Consider the following 23,932-nt stretch of genomic DNA (forward strand, 5'->3'; position numbering starts at 1 on the left):
CGTACGATCGTGGAGCCGCGACGATGCGTTCTCGTCTCGCGATCGGTCACCAACGGCGAAGCACCGCAGCACGGAGGAGAGCCCGATGTCGAGCCTCAGGGCGTACCTCATCTCGACGCGACCGACGACGATGTCTCGATCGGCGGCGCCGGCCTGGCCGCGGCAGCGATCGAGCTCGGCCGCGTCGACGAGCTGCGCATGTTCCGCAATCCGATCGTCGTCGGTGGCGGCACGCCGTTCCTACCGCCGGTCACCGAAGACCTCCAGCGTGGTGTGCACATACGAAAGGGGACGTCGCCGATGACCGTCCGTACCGTGAACACTGAGGCAGGGCGACTCTCCGGTGACCACACCGACGGGGTCGCCCGATTCCTGGGAATCCCCTACGCGGCAGCTCCAGCGGGCGAACGCCGATTCGCACCCCCTGGCCCTGCCGAGCGGTGGGCAGGGACCAGGAACGCCCCCGGTTACGGCGCTACTGCACCCCAGCCGTCATTGCACCCCGCTCACGCGAATCTCGCGCCGCTGATCGGGCCCGGATGGGTCACTGGAGACGGCGACTACCTCAATCTCAACGTCTGGACACCCGACCCCGGCACGAGTGGGCTTCCGGTGATGGTCTACGTCCACGGCGGCGGGTTCATGATCGGCTCGGGCGCCGCCCCCGCCTTCGACGGCACCTCGTTCGCGCGCGACGGCGTCGTCCTGGTCACCGTCAATTACCGACTCGGGGCGGAGGGCTTCCTCGCTCTGTCCGGTGAGGTCGCGAACACGAACATCGGATTGCGTGATCAGATCGCAGCACTGCGCTGGGTTCGCGACAACATCGCCGGGTTCGGCGGGAACCCGGACAACGTCACCGTCTTCGGCGAATCGGCCGGCGGCACCTCCGTCGCGTTCCTGCTGCACTCCCCGCTGGCCGCCGGACTGTTCCGGCGCGCGATCGTCCAGAGCGGACACGACGAGATGGCCCGCCGGCTCGAGCTCACCGAAGAACTCACGAAGGCACTCGCCGCCCGGCTCGGAACCTCCCCGACCACAGAAGCATTCCGAGCATTCTCTGCCTCCGACCTGCTGCGCGCACAGGCAGCTCTGCTCAGAAACGAACCCCACCCAGACCTGCGCGACGGCAACGGTGTCGACCCGGGCCACCGTCGTGCGCTGTTCCTCCCCACCACGGGTGACGACGTCCTCCCCGACCCGGTCGGGGTCCCGAGCACACATTCGCGCGGCGTCGACCTGTTGATCGGCACAACACTCGAGGAGGCCAACCTCGGTTTCGGTGCCGACCAGTTCGCCGCCTTCGACGCGCTTGACGCCGTAGCCGAGCTGGCCGCCACCTACCCCGATGCCGAAGCGCTCCTCGAACGACACGGTCTCCACGACCCGGCCGTCACCCCCGCGCATGCACTCACAGCCGCGTACACGGACCTGATGTTCCGATCACCGAGCCGACGCGCCGCCCGCCGCCACCCAGGCCCCACCTACGTCTACGAATTCGCATGGCGATCACCACTGCATGGCGCCGCACACGGCCTCGACGTCCCCTTCGTCTTCGACACCACACAGGCATGCCGCGGCCTCATCGGCGACGACGCACCCGGCGCCCTCACTCACTCGATGCACCAAGCGTGGATCGACTTCGCAACCCACGGAGATCCCGGCTGGCCCACCTACGACGACGCCAGAAAAGCGATGAGGTTCGATGCCGGCCCGCACCTCTGCGAGGACACCGCTCCCGAGGGCACCGGCGCCGAATACCTGTCCTGATCCAGGCCGGCTGGAGCACGGCAACGGCGGTATCGGCGTCCGGCGCGGATCCGGACGCCGATACCGTTCACGTCAGTCCGAAACCGTGTCGGCGGCCCGGCCGAGGTGGCGGGCGAAGAACCGAGCGGAGCTGTCGCTCTCGTATTCGGGCACCGGGTAGTGCCTGCCCGAGTAGGCGTGCAACGTCTTCTCCTTCGACGCGAAGGCGTCGAACAACGCGACCCCGGAGGTGCGGTCGAATTCCTCGTCGTCCCAAGGAATCCGGTACTCGACCGGGACGGTGATCTTTCTCGCCGCCTCGATCAGAGCATCGTGCACGAAGACCCCACCGAAACTCACGACAGCGATCCGGGATTCGACCGCCGTCAACATCATCCCGGTCACGACACCCAACGTCATGCCGCCGTAGCCGATCGGCGTTTCGACGCCGATCTCGGGCAGCGCCTGAAGGTCGTCCAGTGCCGCCTGCCATTCCGGCACCGCACGCTCCGCCAGCGACATGTTGTAGTCGATCACGATCGGGGCGATCGGTTCGCCCGCCGCCCGGGCCCGATGGATCGCCTCTGCCCACCGCTGATCCTGAAGGTTTCGCGGCCGGTCGCCATGTCCGGGCGCGTCGATGGCGGCGACGGTGTACCCATAGGTGGTCACGCAGTGGAGTGCACCGGCTACCAGCCCCGGCGCCTTCTTGTGCATGCCGCCGGAGTGCCCCGACAGCAGCAGCGGTGCGCGGACGGTTCCGGATGTGGGCGACCAGAGCACGCCGGTGATCTCATCCAGTGTGAATGTACGTTCGATGACACCGTTCGACGATGTCTCAGAGGTGAAATGCATGGTGTTGCCTTTCGGGATTGCCTTGTTGTCGAGGCGCTCCCGGCGACACCTATGTCAATCGCCGAACCGTGAACACGAGTGGGAGCACCCACATGGTTACTGCGTTCATGGGTCTCACCTCCTCGCGTGATGTCACGGTCTGGCGCACGCTATCAACCTGAGCCGAATCCCGTCCAACCTATTTCCAGCACGCGAGGGCCGATCGCTGATTGGCCGCGCCCGGAATTCCTTCAGGTCGAATGGAGGGTGGGTCGGTAGATGAGCTCTTGGATGTGACCGTCCAGCGTCCGGTTCTCGAGCAGTTCCAGGTCGAAGTCGGCCCCACCCTGGAAGATCGGGTCATCACCGGTCTGACCGGTGATCACAGGGAAGATCGTCACCTGCAGGCGGTCGACGAGGCCGGCGGCCATCAGCGCCCGATTCATCGCCAGGCTGCCGTGCGAGCGCAACGGCACCTCGGACTCCTCCTTGAGCCGGGCGACGACATCGACAGCGTCACCGCTCACGACGGTCGCGTCCGGCCAGTCGAGAGGTCCTTCCAGCGTCGTCGACACCACCGTCGCCGGCAGGCTCCTCATCCTGGTGACCCAGGGGTCACGCACTTCGGACTCCTCGGTGCTCGAGGCCAGCATCTGTGCGAACGCCCGATAGGTGTTGGCCCCGAAAATCATCCGCTGCTCCGTGCTGTACAAGCCAAGGCGGTGGTCGAGCAACTCGGGGCCTTGCTTACCCCAGTAGCCGCCCCAGTCGCCGCCGCTGATGCCGCCGAAGCCGTCGAGACTGGAAAAGACGTCGAAGGTGTAGGTCGCGGTCATGTCGTTCTCCTCGAATGCGGTTGTGGTCGGTGTAGGTACAGACTGGGAACCACTGCGAAACTCATCGCCGTCGTACTGGACGACGTGTGGTCGCAACACGAGTGTCGCGTCCTCCGTTCCGGCTCGCCGCCTCGCGCGTGGAGAGCGAGGCGGCGAGATCGGTTGCGCGGTGAACCGGCAGGCTCAACCCTTGATGAGGTCGTCGATCTGGCCGATCGCCTGCGAGGCACCCTCGACCACACCCATGTCGAGCACCTGCTGGAGACCTTCGGCGGTTGCGTAGGTGCTGACGTAGGTGGCGATGGTGCTGCCGTCCTTCTCCTCGAAGGAGTACTCGTTGGTGGACACCGGCATCGATTCGATCGGGGTGAAATCCGCATCGGCGAATCCGTCGGTGAAGGTGAAGCCGGTCGGCTCATCGACGGAGACGATGTTCCAGTAGCCCGCATGCTTGTCGCCCTCGGGGCCGGTCATGTAGTAGTTGACCCGCCCGCCGGGGGTGAACTCGTGGTCGACCACCGTCGCCGGGTACGTCGGCGGACCCCAGATCTTCTCGAGCTGGCGAGGATCGGCATAGATCTGCCAGATCCGCGCTCGGGGCGCGGCGAACTCGGCGGTGATGGTCAGGGTCAGTGCGTCGATGTCGTGGCTGACATTGGTGACAGGCATCGTTCATTCCTTCCGTTGGGGTTGCGTTGCGATCAGTTCGTCGATGCGCGCGATACGTCCACGCCAGACCTGTTCCAGCTCCGCGAGCATGGACGACACCGCGCGTACTGCTTCCACATCGCCCGTGGCGAGTTGTTCACGGCCGCTGCGTCTTTTGACGAGTAGGCCGGACTTCTGGAGAACGGCGACGTGCTTCTGTACCGCAGCGAAACTCATGTCGTACTTCGCTGCCAGTGCCGAGACGGAATGCTCGCCGGCCAGCACGCGACGCATGATGTCGCGCCTCGTTCGGTCGGACAGCGCGTGGAACAGGGCATCGGCCCGGTCCTCATCTGTTTCTGACACACCCAGAACATACAACCGATTGGTTGTATGTGCAAGGCCCCTTCGACTCTCAGGTTGAAGATGTTGCATGCGGTGCGCCGACGAGCGCGATCTAGCTCGGGGAGAACCCGCCGACATCGATCGAGATCCACAGCGGTGCGAACATCGCGATGGGCACCGGCGACAATTCCGGGACATTCATGACGTCCCTCAACGTATCCACCCCCCAGGTAATCGCATACCAGCCCAGTGCGACTCCCAGGACAAATCCAGCGAACTGGCCCAGCAGAGCGGCCACCAGCTCATACCTGGGCTCCTCACCCGCGGCCGCCATTCCGGCGTCGTCAGGCTTCGGCTCGGATCGCATCGTCCCATTGTCCTCCGCAGGATTCACCCGTGCTGGTCGCCGACGGTTTCGCACACAAGTTTCGACACGCGACTTATCTCAGTGGGGCGCGGCCAGGCACGGGCGCACCTCATCTTTCGCGACGGGCAAGTGCGTCCATTTCCGGTCTCCTTCGTCTGATCTGGTACCCATCCCCACGGATCAAGGAGCCACCATGACCAACCCCAACGAGTTCGAGACCTCGGCGACGGACAGGACGGACGCAACCCCACGGACTGCGGCGCCGACGTGTTGCAGCACCGAACGGCAGGCCACCTGCTGCGACCTCAGTGAGAAGTCGACATGCTGCGGTCCGGCGGCGACGGCCGGCCGCGAGGGATGCGGCTGCCAGTAGCCCTCAGGTGACAACGGTGCGGTGCGAGCGAAGATGGCTCGCGCCGCACCGCAGTCTTGTCAGCGTGACCTCGCCCGGTCGCCCCGTCGCCGTCACCAGAGATGATTCGCCGGTCTACTCGTCGTCCGATGGCGTGGCTCCGCAGGCGCAGGATCCGCTGCGGGGCTGGTAGTCGTGGACGTGGCCCGTGCGGTCCTGGCTGATCTGACAGCAGGTGTGCAATTGGGCCTGGAGGGCAGCGCGGCCGCGTTGGACCCGGGATTTCATCCCGGACACCGAGATTCCCACCTCGTTGGCGGCGGCGGCGTTGGTTCGGTTGTCGAGGTCGACCATCTTCACCGCCGCGGCCTGCTCGGCGGGCAGCCCGGAGAGCATCGGCACCAGGCAGGAGGCGAGTTCCTTCTCCGCCGTCTCGTCGGCGTCAGGTTCTCCGTCGGGTGGGTTGTCGGGGACGGTGTCGACGGCCAGCTCGCGGCGGTGAGATGCGGACCGGTAGTAGTCGGTGATCGCGTTGCGGGTGATGGCATACATCCAGCCAAGGAGGCGGTCCTGCTCCCGCAGGTTGTCGAGGCTCTTGGCCATCCGCAGGAACACGATCGACAGAATGTCGTCGGCGTCCTCGGGACGCGAGACCCGGCGGGCGATGAAGGCCCGCAAGTCGCTCGAGAAGCGGCGCCAGAGCTGGTCGAGATCAGCTGGTGCCTGCTGGGGTGTCGTCGCGGTGGTGGCCGTGTCCTCGTTCATGATCTGTGGTTCCTTTCCGTCTCCAGCATCCCCGCCTGGCGTCGCGGTCGCGACCCCCTGAGGGCGTCCTCTCTCAGGTACGGACGACGGTGACCGCGGTCGGACGCACCTGCGTCCGAATCCGAAGTTCCTCGTCTGTATGGGTGTCGATGTCGATTCCGGATTCTCCGGTTCGACGTACCAGTAGAAGCACGGTGAGGAGGTGAGAGCAATGCTGACTACACATCTGTTGTCGGGTCTGACCAGCGAAGAGGTCGATCTGATCGTGGCGGAGGAGCTGCATCTGCTCGACGCCGCCGCATGAGCGCCGTCGACGCCCGCACCGGGCGCACCCGCTGACACAGCGCTCTCCTAGCCCCTCCCCCTGCACCGGGTAGGGGCCATCAGAGTGCCCGGCTCCGGACCAGGAGGGCACACACCAAACCGCCCTGCCCCTCCCGTTGTGGGATGGGCAGGGCGGGTTCGTTGTTCAGCGGGTGCGTGCCGACCGAATCATGCGGGTGAGGACGGGAACGGCGGTCACCACCGCCCACAAACCGATCGCCGCGACCAGGGCGGTAAGAGTGTCGCCGGCGGTGGCGGTGCCGAGCACGTGGCCGCGCAGGGCATCGGTGGCGTGCGCGACCGGATTCACTGTCGCCATCGCCTGCATCCAGCCGGGCATGGTCTCGATCGGCGCGAACGCACTCGAGACGAACATCAGCGGCATCATCACCATCATCCCGGCGAACTGGACCACGTCCGGCCTGCGGAGCCGATCCCCGATCAGCCCGAACAGGGCGCTCATCGCCCCGGCCAACACCACCAGCACCAGGACCGCGGCGACGGCATCCCCTGCGGTGCCGTGGAACTCGAAACCCAAAGCGACGGCGGCGATCCCGAGCAACGCAGCCCGGGCGAGGGTGAAGACGGCCTCGTTGATGGTGCGAGCCACCCCCGGCAGCGCCGCCCGCATCGGCAGGGCCGCGAAGCGGTCGTGCAGGCCGTTGGTGTGATCGATCGCGGCGGACACTCCGGCGTTGGTGCCGGCCATCACCGTGGAGACGGCGAGCATCGCCGGGGTGAGGAAGACGATGTAGCTGACCCCGGCAGGGAAACCCGGTCCGGCGGCGACGCTGCGGAACACCTGACTGAACAGCACCAGCATCGCCATCGGCATGGTCAGCGAGAACATCAACAGCTGCGGAACGCGGGCACTGGTGCGCAGGTTCCGGACGGTGAGTGCGGCGAGCTGGTCGAAGGCCGAGGGCCGCCCGATCGCAGTGGTGGTGGTCATTTGTGGGCTCCTGTGTGGGCGAGGTGGGTGAAGACGTCGTCGAGGCTCGGTGAGGTCACGTCCAGGTCGGTGACCTCGATGCCGCCGCGGTGCAGGTCAGCGACCAGCGCGGTCGCGGCGGGGGCGTCGTCGACGGTGACCGACACCCGCAGGCGGTCGCCGTCGACCCGCGGATCGGTGTCCGGGACGAAGGGCAGCGCGGCGAGCTGACCGGCGGGGATGGTGGCGCTGAGGACCTTGCCGCCGACAATCCGTTTGAGCTCGGCGGGGGTGCCGCGGGCGGCGACCCTGCCCCGGCGCAGGACCACGATGTGGTCGGCGAGCCGGTCGGCCTCCTCGAGGTACTGGGTGGTGAGCACGACCGTAGTGCCCGCGTCGGTGAGCTCGTCGACGACGTCCCACAATCCGGCGCGGGCGAGGGGATCGAGACCGGTAGTCGGCTCGTCGAGGAACAGTACCGACGGGGAGCCGACGAGGCTGGCGGCCAGATCGACCCGCCGGCGCGAGCCCCCGGAGAGTTCCCCCACCCGCCGGGACGCGTATTCCTGCAACCCGAGCCGGTCGATCAGCGCGTCGGCCCGTTCGCGGGCGGTGCGGCGCAGCCCGGTCAGTCGGCCGATCAGCTCCAGATTCTCTCGGGCGGTGAGGAATTCGTCGAGACCGGCGTATTGGCCGGTCACACCGATCCGGCGACGCACCTCGGTGGCGTGGACGACCACGTCGAGGCCCTCAATCTGCACGCGGCCGATGGTGGGCCGCACCAAGGTGGTGAGGGTGCGGATCAAGGTGGTCTTGCCGGCACCGTTGTGGCCGAGCACACCGAGCGTGGTCCCGGCGGCAGCCTCCAGATCGACACCGTCGAGAGCCCACGTCTTGTTGTAGGCGACGTGCAGATCCTCGACCACGACGGTCGGCGCGTTCATCGCACACCCCCGAACCGGTAAGGGGCGGGGCGGGCAGTCGGGTGGATGGTCATCGGAGGTTCCTCTCGGAAGGTGTGCACCCACCCGGTGGTGAGTGGGAGTCCGCTTCCTCAGACGAACGAACCTCGAGTTGGACGCACCCGAAGCAGAATCAGGCAGGTCAGGAGATGGTGGCGCCATCGGCGGCGGGTTCGGGTTCGTCGAAGACCCCGGCGCCGCCGCATACCCCCGTCTCCGGCAACGTGAGTTCGACGCGGGCGGCGGCGGCGTGGTCGCCGGCAAGGGCGGCGGCGATGCTGCGGACCTGCTCGTACCCGGTCATCGCCAGGAACGTCGGCGCCCGCCCGTAGCTCTTCATCCCGACCAGGAACACATTCGGCTCCGGATGCGACAGTTCGGCTATCCCGTGCGGGTAGACGGTGCCGCAGGAGTGCACGTTCGGGTCGATCAACGGCGCCAACTCCACCGGCGCCTGCAGCACCGGGTCCAGGCCGAGGCGGATCTCCGACAGCCAGGACAGATCGGGCCGGAATCCGGTGAGCACCACTACCCGATCGACGTCCTCGATGCGGGCGCCGGTGTCGGAGATCAACGCCACCCGGCCGACGTCGCCGTTGGGTTCGATGGTGGCGGTGCGGAACCCGGGAACCACCGTCAGCGGCCCGTCGTCGAGCGCCGCCTTGGCACGCAGGCCCAGGGCGCCGCGGGCGGGCAGCTGGTCGTCCTCGCCGCCGCCGAAGGTGGACCCGACATCTCCGCGGCGTAGCACCCAACTGATCCGGGTGCCCGGCGTCTGCTTCTCCAGGCCCGCCAGCGCCACGATGGCGGTCAGCGCCGAGTGCCCGCTGCCGGCGATCACGATGTGCTTACCCGCGTACCGGGCGCGCACCTCGGGATCGTCGACATGCGGAACCCGGTATTCGAGAACGTCGGCGGCGGCGCGCTCGCCGAGCGCGGGCAGGCCTTCCCCGCCGAGGGGATTGGGGGTGGCCCAGGTGCCGGAGGCATCGATCAGGGCCTGCGCGGTGATCCGATCCTCGGTGCCGTCGGCGCGGCGGATGTGTACCGAGAGGGGTTCGGTGTCGCGGCCGGCGTCGACGACACGGTCCCGGCCGCGCCGGGCCACCCCGACCACCTCGGTGGACAGCTGCACGATGTCGCCGAGTGCGGTCGCGAGGGGTTGCAGGTAGTTCTCGGTCCAGTCCTGGCCGGACGGGTACGCGTCGTCGTCCGGCGCCGCCCAGCCGGTGGCGTCGAGCAGGCGGCGGGCCGACGGGTCGATCAGCTCACCCCAACGGGAGAACAACCGCACGTGATTCCACTGCGTGATCGCGGCACCGGCTACCGGACCGCGTTCGAGGACCAGCGGGGTCAGGCCACGCTCGCGCAACTGGGCCGCGGCAGCGAGGCCGATCGGTCCGGCCCCCACGACAACAACAGGCAAGGCGATCATTTCGGAGTCCTTTCATCGATGTTCATCGATCCTTCCAGAGAGTATCGATGCGCGTCGATGAAGGCAACCATCGATGGATATCGATATAGTGAGGGCATGGCTTCCCCCGACATTCCGGTCGCCCGCCCCGCGGACAAGGTGGATGCGTTGGCGCCGCAGGATGCGGCCACCTACGCCGGGTGGTTCGCGTGCCTGGCCGACCCGACCCGGGTGCGGCTGCTGCACCACGTCGCCTCCCACCAGACCGGGATCAACGTGGGCGAGCTGGCCGAGGCTCTGGGTATCGGCCAGCCCACCGTCTCGCACCACGTGCGCAAGCTTGCCGATGTCGGGTTCGTCTCGGTCCGCAAGAGCGGCACCAGCACCGTCGTCATGGTCAATCCGGCCTGCTGCACCGGACTGCCGCACGCCGCCGACGCAGTGATGGGTGTACTGACGCCGCGTCCCTGCTGCCCGGACGACCTGCCCGACGACGTCACCGTGCGCACCATGACCGATCAGGACTGGGATGACGTGCGCCGGATCTACGGCGAAGGCATCGCCACCCGCAACGCCACCTTCACCACCGAGGTCCCCACCCAGGCGACGCTCGATGGACTGTGGCTGCCCGGGCATCGGTGGGTCGCCGAGATCGACGACGTCGTGGTCGGCTGGGCCGCCCTGTCCCCGGTGTCCGGGCGAGCCTGCTACGCCGGCGTGGCCGAGAACTCGATCTACGTCGCCGACGGGATGCGCGGGCGCGGCGTCGGCAAGGCCTTGCTGCGCTCCCAGGTCATCGCCGCCGACGAGGCCGGACTGTGGACCTTGCAGACCTCGATCTTCCCCGAGAACCGGGCCAGTATCGCCCTGCACCACTCCGCCGGATTCCGCACCCTCGGTGTGCGCGAACGCATCGCCCGACTCGACGACATATGGCGCGACACCGTGTTTCTCGAGCGCCGCTCCCCCGTCGTCGGATAATCCTCCGAATCGACTGGGGCACACGATGTCCGAGCAGCAACCTGTCGATCGTGCCGCGATCGCCGTGGACCTCGAACGCGCCCGGAGCGTGCTGCACGAATTACTCGACGGTGCGAGCGCCCCGGATCTCGCGAGGCGTTCGTCCGGAACCCGATGGACCAACGAGCAATTGCTGTTCCACATGGTCTTCGGCTACATGGTCGTTCGCCGGCTGCTCCTGCTGATCCGGATGTTCTCCCGGTTGCCGGAGGGGGCGAGCCGACGGTTCGCGCACGTGCTCGACGCCGCCACCCCAGTCTTCGACGAGGTCAACTTTCGGGGCTCGGCCCTGGCGGCGCGCGTCTACAACCGACGCCGGATGGGCCGCCACTTCGACCGCGTCATCGCTTCGCTGCAAGGCTCCCTCGCCCGGCAGACCGATGCAGACCTACAGCGCAGCATGTCCTTTCCGGTGCGTTGGGATCCGTTCTTCACCGAAACGATGACCGTCGAGCAGGTCTTTCGATACCCGGGAAAGCACTTCGACTTCCACCGACAACAGCTCACTCTCGACTGAACGGGGTAGCTGCCGACACGTAGGAATTCAATTCCTACCGACGTGACGAAATCATGGTGGACAGTTGTTCAATATCAGAATGTGAGAAAGAGCGTCATTAATCGAAACGTTCTGCAGACCCGTGTGCGATAGGCAAAGTAAGCGGAGATCGACGATCCCGTGTTTCACATAAACAACAGGGAAGAGAATTTCTCGGACTCGGCTGACGATCGAGTGATCCAGGACAGGGATTCTCGGCTCCCACCGGTAGCCGAGAATCCACACCCTGAACAGGGTTAATATTCCTCCGCCAGTGGCGTAGGACCATTTGACAGACCGGTGGCGCGAACTCGGGAGAGAAAGTAACAATCCCGCTGCAGGAGTCGGGGATTATCGAATGAGGTGAGTATTATGAGAAACACATTCGCTGTGCGATCGGCAGTCGTGGCCGCCGTCATCGCTCCCACCCTGGTTTTCGCGGGCGGCACTCCCGCCACGGCGGCACCGACACTGAGCGCGGGCGGAACCGGCCAGGTGAAGATCGACATTCCGACCGGTGAAAGCTGGACGTGCTTCGCATTCGACTCGAACTTCACGTTCAAGACGGGTGCCTTCGCGGCTGGTCTCGGCACGCTCGACGGATTCGCGACGGGATCGAATGTGACCGCGTTCTGCTTCGGCAACATGGCCCCGTTCTTCTTCTCGGGCAGCGTGAAAGTCACCTAGAACGGGACCTTTTCGCCGCGTCGAACGTGCCCTCGGCAGTATGTTCGAGACATGAAGGCCATACTCGCCCTTCTGTCTCTGCTGCTCGCCGTCGTGGTGGGCTGCTCCGGCGATGACAGCACACCGTCGGCGGGCAATGACACGTCCGTCATCGCCGTCGAGGACATCACGCCGGAGTCGATCGCGGCCACCGTCGCCAGCCTCCAGGACAGTGGGCACCCCGACGTCGCGCTGGTCGGCGGAAGCGCGGGCGCCGACGCAATCCTGCAACTGGCCTCGCAGCAGCCCGACCTACCCGACCAGCTGGTGCTGCTCTCCCCCAACCGGGTGGTCGACGGCCTCGGCAGTGAGCCCAAGCTGTTCATCGCCAGCGAGGACGAGCCCGTCGCCGGCGTGTCGGAGCAACTCGCCGACGGATCACCGGGCGCCGACAACAAAGTGATCCTTCTGCCGGGCTCCGCACACGGGCAGAACATCTTCAACAGCGAGAACGCTGATGCGGCATTGGACGCGATCCTCCAGCGGCTGGCCCACTGAGGATCGAATTGCCGTGCAACTCGCCGGAGCAGCCGCGCCGAGTCCGCGAACACGTCACAATGAGGGGCGTGAACCTTCCCGACATTCGCCCCGCAATCGTTCACACAGGGGTTCGGATACTGCTCGGCCGCAGCAAACTCCGCACGGCCGAGGACACGCGGCGCGACGTCCACGCGACGACGCTGCGGCCGGCCTCGTTCAACCCGCCACCATCTCCGCTCCTGCGCGGGGTGCGGCTCTCCGCCGACCGCACCGGCGGGTTTCCCGTCTTCACCGTCGAACCGGACAACGGGCGATACGGAAAGACTGTGGTCGACTTCCACGGCGGTGCCTATGTCCGCGAAATAACGTCCTTCCACTGGCTGTTCGCGCGCACCATCACCGCGGCGGCATCGGTCCGGCTTCTGCTTCCGATCTACCCCCTCGCCCCGCACCGGACGGCCGCCCGCACCGTCGCCGATGCGGCCGACCTCGTCGAATCGGCAATCTCCACCCGAGGCGCCGACAACGTGGCGGTGATCGGCGATTCCGCCGGTGGCGGGCTCGCGCTCGCCGCAGCGCAGGAACTCAAACGTAGGGGCGCACCACAGCCGTGGCGGCTGATCCTTGTCGCCCCGTGGCTGGACGCCACCATGAGCGACCCCACCCAAGCCACCATCGAGAAGCGTGACATCCTCCTTGCGCGCGGAGGATTGGAAGAAGCCGGCCGACTCTACGCGGGCGACCTCGAGGTCACCGACTGGCGCGTCAGCCCCCTCTTCGGCGACCTCACCGGCCTCGCGCCCATGAGCGTGTACACCGGCACCCACGACATTCTCGTCACCGACTCCCGCGCGCTCACTCAGCGAGCACGCGAGGCCGGCACGACAGTCGACTACATCGAGGAGATCGGGATGCAGCACGACTACGCACTCTTCCCCCTGATCCGCCAGGCACGTGCCGCCCGCGAAGACATCGTCCGCACACTGCGAGCGTGACGTTCGAAAGATAGAACACGTGTCAGATCTTCCGCCCGCGACACCTCCAGCTGTAGCATTCGGGGATGAGTCGAGTAGGTAGCTACAGTGACGATGACGTGGCAGGTTGGCTGTCGATCTCACCCGAGCTGGGTGGTGCGCTCGGCGCTTTCACGGACGCCGTGTACAACCGGAACCGGTTACCGTTACGGGTTCGGGAGATCGCCCGGATGGCGGTCGCGGAGGCCAATGAGTGCGCCGTGTGCCTCGGCACCCGCGACAGGAGTGGCGCCGATGCGGGGATCGACGAGCACTTCTACGATCACGTTCTCGAGTGGGAGTCGTGGCCCGGGTACAGCGCCGAGGAGCGGACGGCGGCGGAGTTCGCCCACCGGTTCGCCACCGATCACACGGCGCTCCGCGACGACGAGGACTTCTGGGCGCGGTGTCACGAGCATTTCACCGACGAGATCCTGACCGACCTGGCGTTGTCGTGCGCGTTGTGGCTGGGGACGGGCCGGGTGCTGCGGGTGCTCGACATCGGTCAGACGTGCAAGCTCACGCTCTGAGCACTCCGGTTCTCATTCCCACTCCCGCTGCGGCAGGACGTCCTCCATGAACCTGCGCAGCGCGGGGTTCCGGTTGTCCGAACGCCAGGCGGCGTTCATCTGGACGGGCCGGTCGCGGACGGCGGAGACGGGACGGAACACGACCCCCTCCGGGTGCATCGTCTGCGCGGATTCGGGGACGAGGGCCATGCCGAGCCCGGACCGGACGAGCACCAGCATCGTGTGCACCTGCGTGACGTACTGCACGTAGCGGGGAGAGGCGCCGACGATCGTGAACGTGCTGATGAGCAGTTCGTGGAAGTACCGCGCATCGACGGGCGAATACATGACGACGGGCTGATCGTCGAAGTCCTCCACAGCCAGCTGCTCGGCGTCGGCGAGGGGGTGACCGGCGGGCAGCGCGGCGACGAGCCGTTCGTGGTGGATGGGGCGCGTGTCGATGCCGGGGCGGGTGAGGATCGGGCGGATCAGACCGAGGTCCAGTTCACCGCTGATCAACGATTCGATCTGCACGGAGGTGACCATTTCCCGCAGAACGACTTTCACGTCCGGGAGTCTGTCCCGTGCGGCCTCGAGCAACCTCGGCAGCACCGCGTGCGCGGACGCGCCGGTGAATCCGACGACGACGGTGCCGAGGTCACCGGCCGGGACGCGCCGCACCGTCAGCGCGGCACTCTCCGACAGGCTCAGGATGCGCCGAGCGTCGGGCAGGAACGCCGCACCGGCGGCGGTGAGGGTGACGGATCGGCTGGTGCGGTCGATCAACTGCACGCCGAGTTCGCTTTCGAGTTGCTGGATCTGACGGCTCAGCGGCGGCTGCGTCATGTGCAGGCGCTCGGCGGCGCGACCGAAATGCAGTTCCTCCGCGACGGCGATGAAACACGACAGCCGCGCGAGGGAGAACATTCGATCCACTCCTTTGCCTCGGGGTGGACTCAATGTATCCCACCCCGAAGGCGCCGACCGAGACCGCCGTCGGCGCCTTCGGTGAGACAGTTACCAGCGAGGGCAGGTGTTCTCGAACGTCGGATCCACCGACTTCATGTATCCGGTGTCGTCGCGGTCGCGCACCCCGCAGTCGAGGTACTGCTGGTGCAGGGCGGCGAGGGCGTCCTCGTCGATCTCCACACCGAGACCCGGCGTCGTCGGCACCGGGACCGCGCCGGCGACGAACTTCAGCACACCGGGTTTGACGACGTCCTCGGTCTTCCACGGCCAGTGCGTGTCGCACGCGTACGTGAGGTTCGGTGTGGCGCCGGCGAGGTGCACCATCGCGGCCAGGCTGATGCCGAGGTGCGAGTTGGAGTGCATCGACAGGCCCAGACCGAAGTTGTCGCAGATACCGGCGAGCAACCGCGACCGCTGCAGGCCACCCCAGTAGTGGTGATCCGACAGCACGACCTGGACCGAATCCTTCAGCACCGCAGGCTTCAGCTGATCGAACGCGACGACGCACATGTTCGTGGCCAGCGGCATCTTCGCCTCCCGCGCAACCTCGGCCATGCCGTCGAGGCCCGGCGTCGGGTCCTCGAGGTATTCGACGATGCCGTCGAGTTCCGACGCGACCCTGATCGACGTGTCGACGGTCCACGCGGCGTTGGGGTCGAGGCGCAGCGGCAGGTCGGGGAATGCGGCACGCAGCGCCTTGATGCCGGCGATCTCCTCGTCCGGCGAGAACACGCCGCCCTTGACCTTGATGGCCTCGAAGCCGTACTCGCCGATCATCTTCTGTGCCTGACGGACCAGACCGTCGGGGTCGATCGCCTCGCCCCATTCGTCGGGCTCGGCGCCGGGGTGCCCGGCCCACTTGTAGAACAGGTAGGCGCTGAACGGGACGGCGTCGCGCACCTTGCCGCCGAGCAGATCGGACACCGGCCGGCCGAGCGTCTTGCCCTGCACGTCGAGGCACGCCACCTCGAACGGGGAGAACACGCGGTCGGTGGTGCTGGCCGTGGTGATCATGCCCGCGACGCCGTCACCGCCCGTGACGGTCAGGGTGGCGATCTTCTCGTCGATCGCCGCGCGGATCGCGTTGAGCGCAAACACGTCCAGCCCGACGATCGCGTCGGCGGCCGCCTCGAGCCGGATGAGGTGGGCTGAGTCGGCGTACGTTTCACCGAGGCCGACGAGCCCGCCGTCCGTGTCGAGTTGAATGATCGCACGCAGCGCGTAGGGCTGGTGCACGCCGACGGTGTTGAGGAGCGGCGGGTCGACGAACGCGACGGGCGTGATCCGTGCGCCGGTGATCCGGATGGGTGCGGCAGTCATCAGACCGCCGCCTGCACGGCCAGCGCGTCGGCGAGAACGGCGCGACCGGCTGCGGTGATCTGCGCGAGTTCGAGCAGGTGGGCCTCGCTCGTCGGGACGAGCGGCGGCCGCACGGACCCGGCGTCGATACCTTCCATCGCGACCCCCGACTTGATCAGCGACACCGCGTATCCGGGCACCTGATCACGCAGACGCACCAGGGGGTGGAAGAAGTCGCGGAGCAGCGCGTCGGTGAGTTCCTCGTTGCCGGATTCGAGCGCCTCGTAGAACCCGAGAGCGAGTTCGGGCGCGAACGCGAACGTCGCGGACGAGTACAGCGTGACGCCGATCGCGCGGTACGCCTGCTGGGTGACCTCAGCGGTGGGCATGCCGTTGAAGAACAGGAACGGCTTGCCGGACGGGGCGAGCGCGTCCTTCACCGCACGGACGATGCGGCCCACCTTGTCGAGATCACCGGTGCCGTCCTTGAACCCGACCACGGTCGGGAACTGCGCGACCTCCACGGCGGCCGCCTCGTCGAACCGGGCGTTGCCGCGGTTGTAGACGACGAGCGGGAGATCGGTGGTGTCGGCGACCGCGCGGGTGTACTCCACCAGTCCGGCCTGCGGCATCGTCACCAGGTACGGCGGGAGCAGCAGGATGCCGTCGGCGCCATTGGCCTTCGCGCTGGCAGCGAACTCCTTGGCCTGCTGCACCGAGCCGCCGGCGCCGGCGAACACGGGGACGCGTCCGGCGACGACCTCGGTGGCCTTGGCGACGATCTTGCCGAACTCCTCCAGCCCGAGGGCGTGGAATTCGCCGGTGCCGCAGGCGATGAAGACGCCTCCGGGGCCGGCGTCGACACCCTTGGCGACGTGCTCGGCGAGCCGGTCGTAGTCGACGTCGCCGGATGCGGTGAACGGGGTGACGGGAAAGAACAAGACGCCGTCGAGCATGGGGAACTCCTTCACGAAGGGAAAATCAGGCTTGGGTGAGTCGGCCGTCGATGCGGCGCCACAACTGGTCGGGGTTGCCGTCGGCGATGGCGGCGGGGAGCAGCGAGCTCGGAACATCCTGGTAGGCAACGGGACGCAGGAACCGTTCGATCGCCAGCGAGCCGACGGACGTGGTGCGCGAGTCGGAGGTCGCGGGGTGCGGGCCACCGTGCACCATCGCGTGGCCGACCTCGACCCCGGTGGGCCAGCCGTTGAACAGGATCCGGCCGGCCTTGAGCTCGAGGACGGGCAGCAGCCGTCCGGCCTCGTCGAGATCGGCGTCGTCGACGTGGACGGTCGCGGTCAGCTGTCCTTCCAACTGCGCCGCCACGGCACGCACCTGCTCGGCGTCGCGGCACTTCACGATCAGACTGGACGAGCCGAACACCTCCTGCTGCAACACCTCCGATCCCAGGAACGTGTCGGCGTCGCTGCTGAACAGGGCGGCCCGGCACGAATTGGGGGCGTCGGACTCGACGCCGCGGGCCTCCACGGTGGCCGCGCCCTCGAGGGCGGCAACCCCGTCGGCGTAGGAGCCGGCGATGACCGGGGTGAGCATCGGCGTCGGCACCGCCTCGGCGACCGCGGCATTCGCGGCCGCGACGAACTCGGCGAGGCCGGGACCGTCGACGGCGATGACGAGTCCGGGGTTGGTGCAGAACTGGCCGGATCCGAGCGTCAGGGACCCGACGAACGCGCGGCCGAGGTCGGCGCCGCGGGAGGCGAGGGCGTTCTCGAGCACGAACACCGGGTTGATCGAACTCATCTCGGCGTACACCGGGATGGGTTCCGGACGTCCGGCGGCAGCGGCGACCAGAGCGGTTCCACCGGAACGGGATCCGGTGAATCCGACGGCCTTGATGCGCGGGTCGGTGACCAGTGCAGTGCCGAGCCCGCGGCCCGAGCCGAACAGCAGGGAGAACGTGCCCGCAGGCATGCCGGTGCTCGTCACCGCGTCGGCGATGGCGCGGCCGACGAGTTCGGAGGTGCCGGGGTGCGCGTCGTGAGCCTTCACGACGACGGGGCAGCCCGCAGCCAGCGCGGACGCGGTGTCGCCGCCGGCAACGGAGAAGGCGAGGGGGAAGTTGCTCGCACCGAACACCGCGACGGGTCCGAGCGGCACCTTCCGCTGCCGGATGTCGGCACGGGGCAGGGGCGTCCGGTCGGGCATCGCGGGATCGATGCGGGCACCGTTCCAGCCGCCGTCACGCAGCACGCCGGCGAACAGCCGCAGCTGTCCGGACGTGCGGCCCACCTCACCGGCGATGCGGCCCTGGGGAAGTCCGGATTCGGCGCACGCCCGTGCGATGAGCGTCTCGCCGAGGGCCTCGATGTTGTCGGCGATCGCCTCGAGGAACTGGGCGCGCTTCTCGCTGCTCGTGGCGCGGAACGGCGCGAACGCCTCGGCGGCGGCGGCGCAGGCGGCGTCGACGTCCCGTTCGTCACCGTGCGCGAAGCCCGGTTCCAGCCGGCCGTCGGTGGTGGGGTCGATGCCGTGGATCGTCGTGCCGGAACCCTGGACGGGCTTCCCTGCGATGATCATCTGTCCGGTCACGTCGGTCCGGTTCACCGTTGCTGTCATGATTGGGTCCTCGAGTTCTCGTCTACGTTTCGTATGTGCCGGTGAGAGTTCACTTGGCTGCCACGGTGGGCTCGTCGGAGCCCACCTCTGCCAGGTCCGCGACGTCGTCGATGTCTTCCTTGTCGCGCCGGAAGTACGTCACCGCCGCGGCGGCGGCCAGGGCGAAGAGCGACAACACGACGAGGCCCATCGTCACCGTGCCGGTCTGCTCCTTGATCACTCCGAAGCCGAACGGGGCCACGAAGCCGCCCAGGTTGCCGAGCGAGTTGATGATCGCGATCGCCGGTGCCAGCACCATCGGGTGGAGGGTGCGCTGCGGAATGGACCAGAACAGCGGGCTCGCGCTCTTGAATCCCATCGTCGCGACGCACAGCAGCGGAAGCGCCAGCCAGGGCGTGACGAACGCGGCGGCCATCGTGCCGACACCGCCGATGAGCAGCGCGGCGACGAGGTAGGGCTTGTGCCGTCCGGTGCGGTCGGCGGAGCGGTTGGAGAAGTACATCGCGAAGATCGCGCAGATCCACGGCAGCGAGGAGAGCAACCCGACGGTGACGTCGTTGGTGCCCGGGATGCGGCGGATGATCGACGGGAGCCAGAACGTGTTGGCGTAGATCGCCATGGTGATCGCGAAGAAGATGCCGCAGCACACCAGGATCCGCGGCTGCAGGAGCAGCTTCCAGCGCGAGCCCGACTCGCCACGCTTCGCGGACGCCTCGCTGCGCAGCACGTCCTCCTCGGCGATGACGGCCTGCAGGTCGTGCTTTTCCGGGGCGGTGAGCCACTTCGCGTCGTCGATCTTCGAGTCGAGCAGGCGGTAGGCGATGCATCCGACGACGACGGACAGCAGGCCTTCCAGCCCGAACATCCACTGCCAGCCGTGATGCCCACCGAGTCCGTCGAGGGACAGCAGCGGTCCGGACAGCGGCCCCGAGATGGCGGCCGCGATGGAGGACCCGGCGATGAACAGTGCCGTGGCGCGGCTGCGGTGATTATTCGGCAGCCAGCGGGTGAAGTAGAAGATGATGGCCGGGAAGAAGCCGGCCTCGGCGACACCGAGGAGGAACCGCAGGACGTAGAACATCTCCGGGCCGTTGACGAACACCATCGCCGCGGACACCAGGCCCCACGAGATCATGATGCGGGTGAGCCACACCTTGGCGCCGAACTTCTCCATGAGCACGTTCGACGGCAGTTCGAAGATCGCATAGGCGATGAAGAAGACACCTGCACCGAAGCCGTACGCCGCGGCGCCGATTCCCACGTCCGCCTCGAGATGCGTCTGCGCGTAACCGATGTTGGATCTGTTGAGCTGGTTGCAGATGAGCATGACGATGAACAGCGGGACGACGCGACGGAAGATCTTGGAGACCGCGCTGTCGACTGCCGGGGAAACGGCGAGGGGGAGGGTCATCGGTGACTCCTCTCTGTGTGCTGGCGCTGGTGGTGCGGGGAACGTTGGAGGACTCCGATCACGCCCGGCTACCAGGCGTGACCTGAGTCATAGGAATCACGCTAGAGGCATGGTCGATACATGTCCAAGTCAAAGATTCTCGTTATCGATGCCGAAGTTGAATCGACAGGATTCCTGCTAGTTTCCTGTCGTGAGCGCCGACGCAGTCACCTTCGAATTCGTCCGCACGACCCGCGAATTCTTCCCTCAACTGCAACGATGGCTCCGCGCGCCGCACGTCGCGCGGTTCTGGAACCACGACACCGCGGACGCCGACATCGAGCGCGATTTCGGCGGCAGCATCGACGGCACCGAGCCGTGCGAGGACTTCCTCGTCCTGCGCGGCGGCCTGCCGTTCGGATTCATCCAGCGGTACCGGATCGCCGACTACCCCGAGGACCTCACGCTCCTCGCAGCCCTCGTCGAAATCCCACCGGGAAGCATCTCCATCGACTACTACGTCGGCGACCCGCAACACACCGGCCAGGGGCTGGGAACCGCGATGATCAGCGCGTTCGTCGCCAAGTGCCGCGCCGACCTACCCGACGCCACCGCGATCGTCGTCCCCGTCGTCGTCCCCAACCGGGCGTCGTGGCGCGCGCTCGAGAAGGCCGGCTTCCGCCGCGTCGGCGAGGGCTACCTGCCGCCGGACAACCCCATCGACGACGGCGCCCACTACATCAGCAGGCTCGATCTGGACGGGTGCCGGCCGGTTCAGCCGGTGTCGCCCGACCGCTGAGTTCGCCACCGGCTCGGGCTGCATCCGAACCGCCCACCGAACCAGCGGGAGAAGTTGCTCGGCGCCGAGAACGCCAGCATGTCCGCGATCTCGGTGAGACTCAGGCGGGGATTCGCGACCATCCGTTCGGCGAGTTCGACGCGGGTCGCGTCCAGGACGGTCGAGAACGTCTCGCCGCTCTCGGCGAGGCGGCGATGCACCGTCCGCCGGTCCACACCCAGGCTGCGAGCCACCTGCTCGACGGAACAGCGGCCCGTCGGCAGCAGTAGTTCGATCAGCTCGCGCACCCGGCTCACGATGGTCACGTCGTCCGACGGCTCCCAGGACTCGAGGAGTTGCTGGGTGTAGGGACGGAGCAGTGGATCGGACATCTTGTTCGGCGCAGCCAGGTCGCCGGCCTCGATGACGATGCCCGCGAACTCGTGGTCGAAGTTCACCACCGGCCCGAACAGGCGTCGGTGGGTCGCCGTGTCCGCCGGAGCCGGATGGGTGAAGCAGACGGCGAGCGGTTTCCAGCCGCCCCCGAGGAAGCCGCGCAGCAGCCGGTGCAGCACCCCGACGGCCAGTTCCACCGACTGCCGAATCTCGGTCGTCTCGCCCACGTCCAATTCGACGCGCAAGGTCACCAGACCGCCGCGCTCCGACATCCGTGTCCGCAGCGCCTCGTTGTAGGTGTGCTCGTACCTGGTCAGGACGCGCAGGGCACTGCGGACGTCGGGCTCCTCGCGCACGACGAGGCTGAGAGGGCCGAGGTTGGAGAACTGCCTGCGCTCGGCGAGGCGCAGCCCGAAGTCGTCGTACCCGGATGCGCTAACCGACGCCTCGAGCAACCACGCGATCGCCGCGGCCGGGATCCAGCGGTCCTGGAGGCCGAGCCCGGAGGGGTCCAGACCGGCGGAGCGCAGCAGCGGTGCCGGCTCGAGTCCGAGCGACCGGCACAGCTCTACGTACCCGTTCAGTGACGCGTACCGCGCAAGGGGTTTCATACCGCCTCCAGCATGTCCCGAAATGATACGCCGCCTGTCCCGCAGGGATAAGCATGCGCCTCATCGCGACCCTACTGTTAGGTGCATCACAGCACGAGGCCGAAGCGGCGGCCTTCACATCGACGAGGAGAAGTACAGTGGCACAGGCTGTTCGGTTCTACGAGCACGGCGCACCCGAGGTCATGCGGTGGGAGAACGTCGAGGTCGGGGAGCCCGGTCCCCACGGGGTCCGGATCCGGCACGAGGCCGTCGGACTGAACTTCGCCGACACCTACTTCCGCACCGGCCTGTATCCGGCCGAGTTGCCCGCAGGCATGGGCGTCGAGGCGGCCGGTGTCGTCGAGGAAGTCGGCTCCGGCGTGACCCACGTGCAGGTCGGTGACCGCGTCACCTACACGGGCAGCCCCCTCGGCGCCTACAGCACCGAACGCGTGATGCCGGCCGCACCGCTGATCCCGCTGCCGGAAGCGATCCGCTTCGACACCGCGGCCGCGATGACGATGCGCGGTCTGACCACCGCCTATCTGCTGCGCCGCATCCACCCGCTGAAGGCGGGCGACACCGTGCTCCTGCACGCGGCGGCCGGCGGCGTCGGCCTGATCTTCACGCAGTGGGCAAAGTTGCTGGGCATCAACGTCATCGGCACCGTGTCCACCGACGAGAAGGCCGCGATCGCCCGCGCCCACGGGTGTGAGCACGTGATCGTCTACACCCGGGAGAACGTCGCCGAGCGGGTTCGGGAGATCACGAACGGTGCCGGCGTCCCCGTCGTGTACGACAGCATCGGCGAGTCCACCTTCCAGACCTCGCTCGACTGCCTCGCCCGGCGCGGTCTGCTGGTGTGCTTCGGAACGGCCTCCGGACCGATTCCTCCGATCAACGCGATGCAGCTGGCCGTCAAGGGTTCGCTGTTCGTCACCCGCCCCGCGCTCGCCGACTACATCGCCGACCCGGCCGAGCGCGCCGAACTCGCCGGTGAACTGTTCGACCACGTCGAGGCGGGACGAATCCGGATCGAGATCAACCAGAGCTACGGGCTCGAGGACGCGGTCCAGGCACACCGGGATCTCGAGTCCGGCCGCAGCATCGGCTCCTCCGTGTTCCGCCTCTGACGGCGCGACACCTCTCACCACGACGGAGACACCACCATGAACGACACTGCGCAACTGACGTATTCACCCGAACGGCACACGATTCCCTCCCCCTCCGGTTCCTTCCGGCTGGCACCGATGACGTGTTCCCTCGGCGCCGAACTGTTCGACGTGAACCTCGGCGACGCCTCCCGCGACGACGCCCTGTTCGCCGAACTCCGGGAACTGCTGCTCGAATACAAGGTCCTGTTCCTGCGCGACCAGGACATCTCCCGCGCCGAGCACGTGGCGCTCGCCGAACGGTTCGGTCCGCTCGAGGATCACCCCGTCGCGGGCAGCGACCCGGATCATCCCGGGCTCGTGCAGATCTACAAGGACCTCGACAGCCCGGCCGAGCACTACGAGAACGCTTTTCACTGCGACGCCACCTGGCGGGAGAACCCGCCCATGGGTTGTGTGCTCCGCTGTGTGGAGACGCCCCCCGTCGGCGGCGACACCATCTGGGTGAACATGGCCGAGGCCTACGCGAAACTCCCCGTCGCGGTGAAGAAGCAGATCGACGGACTCCGTGCACGGCACAGCATCGAGGCGTCGTTCGGCGCCGCCCAGCCGACGGAGCAGCGGCACTCATTGCACCAGCGGTTCCCGGACGCCGAGCACCCCGTAGTGCGCACGCACCCCGAGACCGGTGAAAAGATCCTGTTCGTCAACGCTTTCGCGACCCACTTCGTCAACTACCACACCCCCGAGAACATCCGGTACGGCATCGACTACGCGCCCGGCAGCAGCAACCTGCTGAACTACTTGATCAGCCAGGCCGCGATCCCCGAGTACCAGGTGCGGTGGCGGTGGACCCCGAACAGTGTGGCGATCTGGGACAACCGGTCCACCCAGCACTACGCGGTCCAGGACTACTGGCCGGCCGTCCGCAAGATGGAACGCGCCGGAATCGTCGGCGACCGGCCCTTCTGAATTCTCACAGCCCCTATTCATCAGATCCGATTTCGAACG

General features: G+C 67.3%; 26 protein-coding genes. 11 read left to right on the forward strand and 15 right to left on the reverse strand.

Annotation, left to right across the window (positions count from 1 at the left end; all coding sequences use genetic code 11):
- The first annotated feature begins 9 nt into the window (after positions 1-9).
- A complete protein-coding gene (locus JVH1_RS17550) occupies positions 10-1,770 on the forward strand; it encodes a carboxylesterase/lipase family protein (protein WP_009476882.1) in 1,761 nt (586 codons plus the stop codon).
- Positions 1,771-1,842: 72 nt separating this feature from the next.
- Here the strand turns inward: JVH1_RS17550 and JVH1_RS17555 are convergent, their stop codons facing one another.
- The 5 genes from JVH1_RS17555 to JVH1_RS17575 form a co-directional block, all read right to left on the reverse strand.
- Complete coding sequence (locus tag JVH1_RS17555) at positions 1,843-2,604, reverse strand: alpha/beta hydrolase (RefSeq protein WP_009476881.1); 762 nt, start codon at positions 2,602-2,604, stop codon at positions 1,843-1,845.
- Between the two features lie 230 nt (positions 2,605-2,834).
- Complete coding sequence (locus JVH1_RS17560) at positions 2,835-3,419, reverse strand: dihydrofolate reductase family protein (RefSeq protein WP_009476880.1); 585 nt, start codon at positions 3,417-3,419, stop codon at positions 2,835-2,837.
- 183 nt (positions 3,420-3,602) lie between these two features.
- Positions 3,603-4,088 carry an SRPBCC domain-containing protein gene (locus tag JVH1_RS17565; RefSeq protein ID WP_009476879.1) on the reverse strand — a complete coding sequence of 162 codons (486 nt, stop codon included), beginning with the start codon at positions 4,086-4,088 and terminating at the stop codon, positions 3,603-3,605.
- 3 nt (positions 4,089-4,091) lie between these two features.
- Entirely contained in the window at positions 4,092-4,433 is a 342-nt protein-coding gene (locus tag JVH1_RS17570; RefSeq protein WP_011596363.1) for a helix-turn-helix transcriptional regulator, read from the reverse strand.
- A gap of 91 nt (positions 4,434-4,524) precedes the next feature.
- Positions 4,525-4,779 (reverse strand): hypothetical protein, encoded by a 255-nt coding sequence (locus tag JVH1_RS17575; RefSeq protein WP_009476877.1) that lies wholly within the window; start codon positions 4,777-4,779, stop codon positions 4,525-4,527.
- A gap of 193 nt (positions 4,780-4,972) precedes the next feature.
- On the opposite strand from JVH1_RS17575, the gene JVH1_RS17580 reads away from it, so the two are divergent.
- A complete protein-coding gene (locus tag JVH1_RS17580; RefSeq protein ID WP_157174041.1) occupies positions 4,973-5,152 on the forward strand; it encodes a hypothetical protein in 180 nt (59 codons plus the stop codon).
- Positions 5,153-5,266: 114 nt separating this feature from the next.
- On the opposite strand, the gene JVH1_RS17585 is transcribed toward JVH1_RS17580, so the two are convergent.
- The 4 genes from JVH1_RS17585 to JVH1_RS17600 all read right to left on the reverse strand — a co-directional run bounded on the left by JVH1_RS17585 (position 5,267) and on the right by JVH1_RS17600 (position 9,548).
- On the reverse strand, positions 5,267-5,896 hold the full coding sequence (locus JVH1_RS17585; RefSeq protein ID WP_009476875.1) for a sigma-70 family RNA polymerase sigma factor: 630 nt from the start codon (positions 5,894-5,896) through the stop codon (positions 5,267-5,269).
- 469 nt (positions 5,897-6,365) lie between these two features.
- Positions 6,366-7,172: an ABC transporter permease gene (locus JVH1_RS17590; RefSeq protein WP_009476873.1), complete on the reverse strand. Its 807-nt coding sequence runs from the start codon at positions 7,170-7,172 to the stop codon at positions 6,366-6,368.
- Entirely contained in the window at positions 7,169-8,095 is a 927-nt protein-coding gene (locus JVH1_RS17595) for an ATP-binding cassette domain-containing protein (protein ID WP_009476872.1), read from the reverse strand. The genes JVH1_RS17590 and JVH1_RS17595 overlap by 4 nt, the downstream gene beginning before the upstream one ends.
- Before the next feature lie 160 nt (positions 8,096-8,255).
- Positions 8,256-9,548, reverse strand: coding sequence for an NAD(P)-binding domain-containing protein (locus JVH1_RS17600; RefSeq protein WP_009476871.1), 1,293 nt, complete (start codon positions 9,546-9,548; stop codon positions 8,256-8,258).
- Positions 9,549-9,644: 96 nt separating this feature from the next.
- Here JVH1_RS17600 and JVH1_RS17605 point away from each other — a divergent pair, with 96 nt between their 5' ends.
- From JVH1_RS17605 to JVH1_RS17630, 6 genes are all read left to right on the forward strand, one after another.
- Entirely contained in the window at positions 9,645-10,508 is an 864-nt protein-coding gene (locus JVH1_RS17605) for a metalloregulator ArsR/SmtB family transcription factor (RefSeq protein ID WP_043780370.1), read from the forward strand.
- A gap of 25 nt (positions 10,509-10,533) precedes the next feature.
- Positions 10,534-11,064, forward strand: coding sequence for a DinB family protein (locus JVH1_RS17610; protein WP_009476869.1), 531 nt, complete (start codon positions 10,534-10,536; stop codon positions 11,062-11,064).
- Between the two features lie 390 nt (positions 11,065-11,454).
- Complete coding sequence (locus JVH1_RS17615; RefSeq protein ID WP_009476868.1) at positions 11,455-11,769, forward strand: hypothetical protein; 315 nt, start codon at positions 11,455-11,457, stop codon at positions 11,767-11,769.
- A gap of 51 nt (positions 11,770-11,820) precedes the next feature.
- On the forward strand, positions 11,821-12,306 hold the full coding sequence (locus JVH1_RS17620; protein WP_009476867.1) for a putative lipoprotein: 486 nt from the start codon (positions 11,821-11,823) through the stop codon (positions 12,304-12,306).
- A gap of 59 nt (positions 12,307-12,365) precedes the next feature.
- Entirely contained in the window at positions 12,366-13,283 is a 918-nt protein-coding gene (locus tag JVH1_RS17625; protein WP_237735226.1) for an alpha/beta hydrolase fold domain-containing protein, read from the forward strand.
- A gap of 65 nt (positions 13,284-13,348) precedes the next feature.
- Positions 13,349-13,831 carry a carboxymuconolactone decarboxylase family protein gene (locus JVH1_RS17630; RefSeq protein WP_029539728.1) on the forward strand — a complete coding sequence of 161 codons (483 nt, stop codon included), beginning with the start codon at positions 13,349-13,351 and terminating at the stop codon, positions 13,829-13,831.
- A 12-nt stretch (positions 13,832-13,843) separates the two neighbouring features.
- On the opposite strand, the gene JVH1_RS17635 is transcribed toward JVH1_RS17630, so the two are convergent.
- From JVH1_RS17635 to JVH1_RS17655, 5 genes are all read right to left on the reverse strand, one after another.
- The gene (locus JVH1_RS17635; RefSeq protein WP_005237937.1) at positions 13,844-14,737 is read right to left on the reverse strand and encodes a LysR substrate-binding domain-containing protein; all 894 of its coding nucleotides are present in this window, start codon (positions 14,735-14,737) and stop codon (positions 13,844-13,846) included.
- 90 nt (positions 14,738-14,827) lie between these two features.
- The gene (locus JVH1_RS17640) at positions 14,828-16,099 is read right to left on the reverse strand and encodes a glucarate dehydratase family protein (RefSeq protein ID WP_009476864.1); all 1,272 of its coding nucleotides are present in this window, start codon (positions 16,097-16,099) and stop codon (positions 14,828-14,830) included.
- A complete protein-coding gene (locus JVH1_RS17645) occupies positions 16,099-17,034 on the reverse strand; it encodes a 5-dehydro-4-deoxyglucarate dehydratase (protein WP_009476863.1) in 936 nt (311 codons plus the stop codon). Before JVH1_RS17645 ends, JVH1_RS17640 begins: the two co-directional genes overlap by 1 nt.
- Before the next feature lie 25 nt (positions 17,035-17,059).
- Positions 17,060-18,655 (reverse strand): aldehyde dehydrogenase (NADP(+)), encoded by a 1,596-nt coding sequence (locus tag JVH1_RS17650; protein ID WP_009476862.1) that lies wholly within the window; start codon positions 18,653-18,655, stop codon positions 17,060-17,062.
- A gap of 49 nt (positions 18,656-18,704) precedes the next feature.
- Positions 18,705-20,066: an MFS transporter gene (locus tag JVH1_RS17655; RefSeq protein WP_009476861.1), complete on the reverse strand. Its 1,362-nt coding sequence runs from the start codon at positions 20,064-20,066 to the stop codon at positions 18,705-18,707.
- Between the two features lie 190 nt (positions 20,067-20,256).
- Between JVH1_RS17655 and JVH1_RS17660 the strand changes: the two genes are divergently transcribed.
- Entirely contained in the window at positions 20,257-20,844 is a 588-nt protein-coding gene (locus tag JVH1_RS17660; RefSeq protein WP_009476860.1) for a GNAT family N-acetyltransferase, read from the forward strand.
- Here JVH1_RS17660 and JVH1_RS17665 read toward each other — a convergent pair.
- Positions 20,820-21,830, reverse strand: coding sequence for an AraC family transcriptional regulator (locus JVH1_RS17665; protein WP_009476859.1), 1,011 nt, complete (start codon positions 21,828-21,830; stop codon positions 20,820-20,822). The two genes, JVH1_RS17660 and JVH1_RS17665, sit on opposite strands and share 25 nt — an antisense overlap.
- Positions 21,831-21,967: 137 nt before the next feature.
- Between JVH1_RS17665 and JVH1_RS17670 the strand changes: the two genes are divergently transcribed.
- Together JVH1_RS17670 and JVH1_RS17675 are read left to right on the forward strand one after the other, a co-directional pair.
- Positions 21,968-22,942, forward strand: coding sequence for a quinone oxidoreductase (locus JVH1_RS17670; RefSeq protein WP_009476858.1), 975 nt, complete (start codon positions 21,968-21,970; stop codon positions 22,940-22,942).
- A 36-nt stretch (positions 22,943-22,978) separates the two neighbouring features.
- Complete coding sequence (locus JVH1_RS17675; protein WP_009476857.1) at positions 22,979-23,893, forward strand: TauD/TfdA family dioxygenase; 915 nt, start codon at positions 22,979-22,981, stop codon at positions 23,891-23,893.
- Positions 23,894-23,932: the final 39 nt, after the last annotated feature.

The organism is Rhodococcus sp. JVH1 (genome assembly GCF_000280725.2).
Classification (GTDB): Bacteria; Actinomycetota; Actinomycetes; order Mycobacteriales; family Mycobacteriaceae; genus Rhodococcus_F; species Rhodococcus_F jostii_A.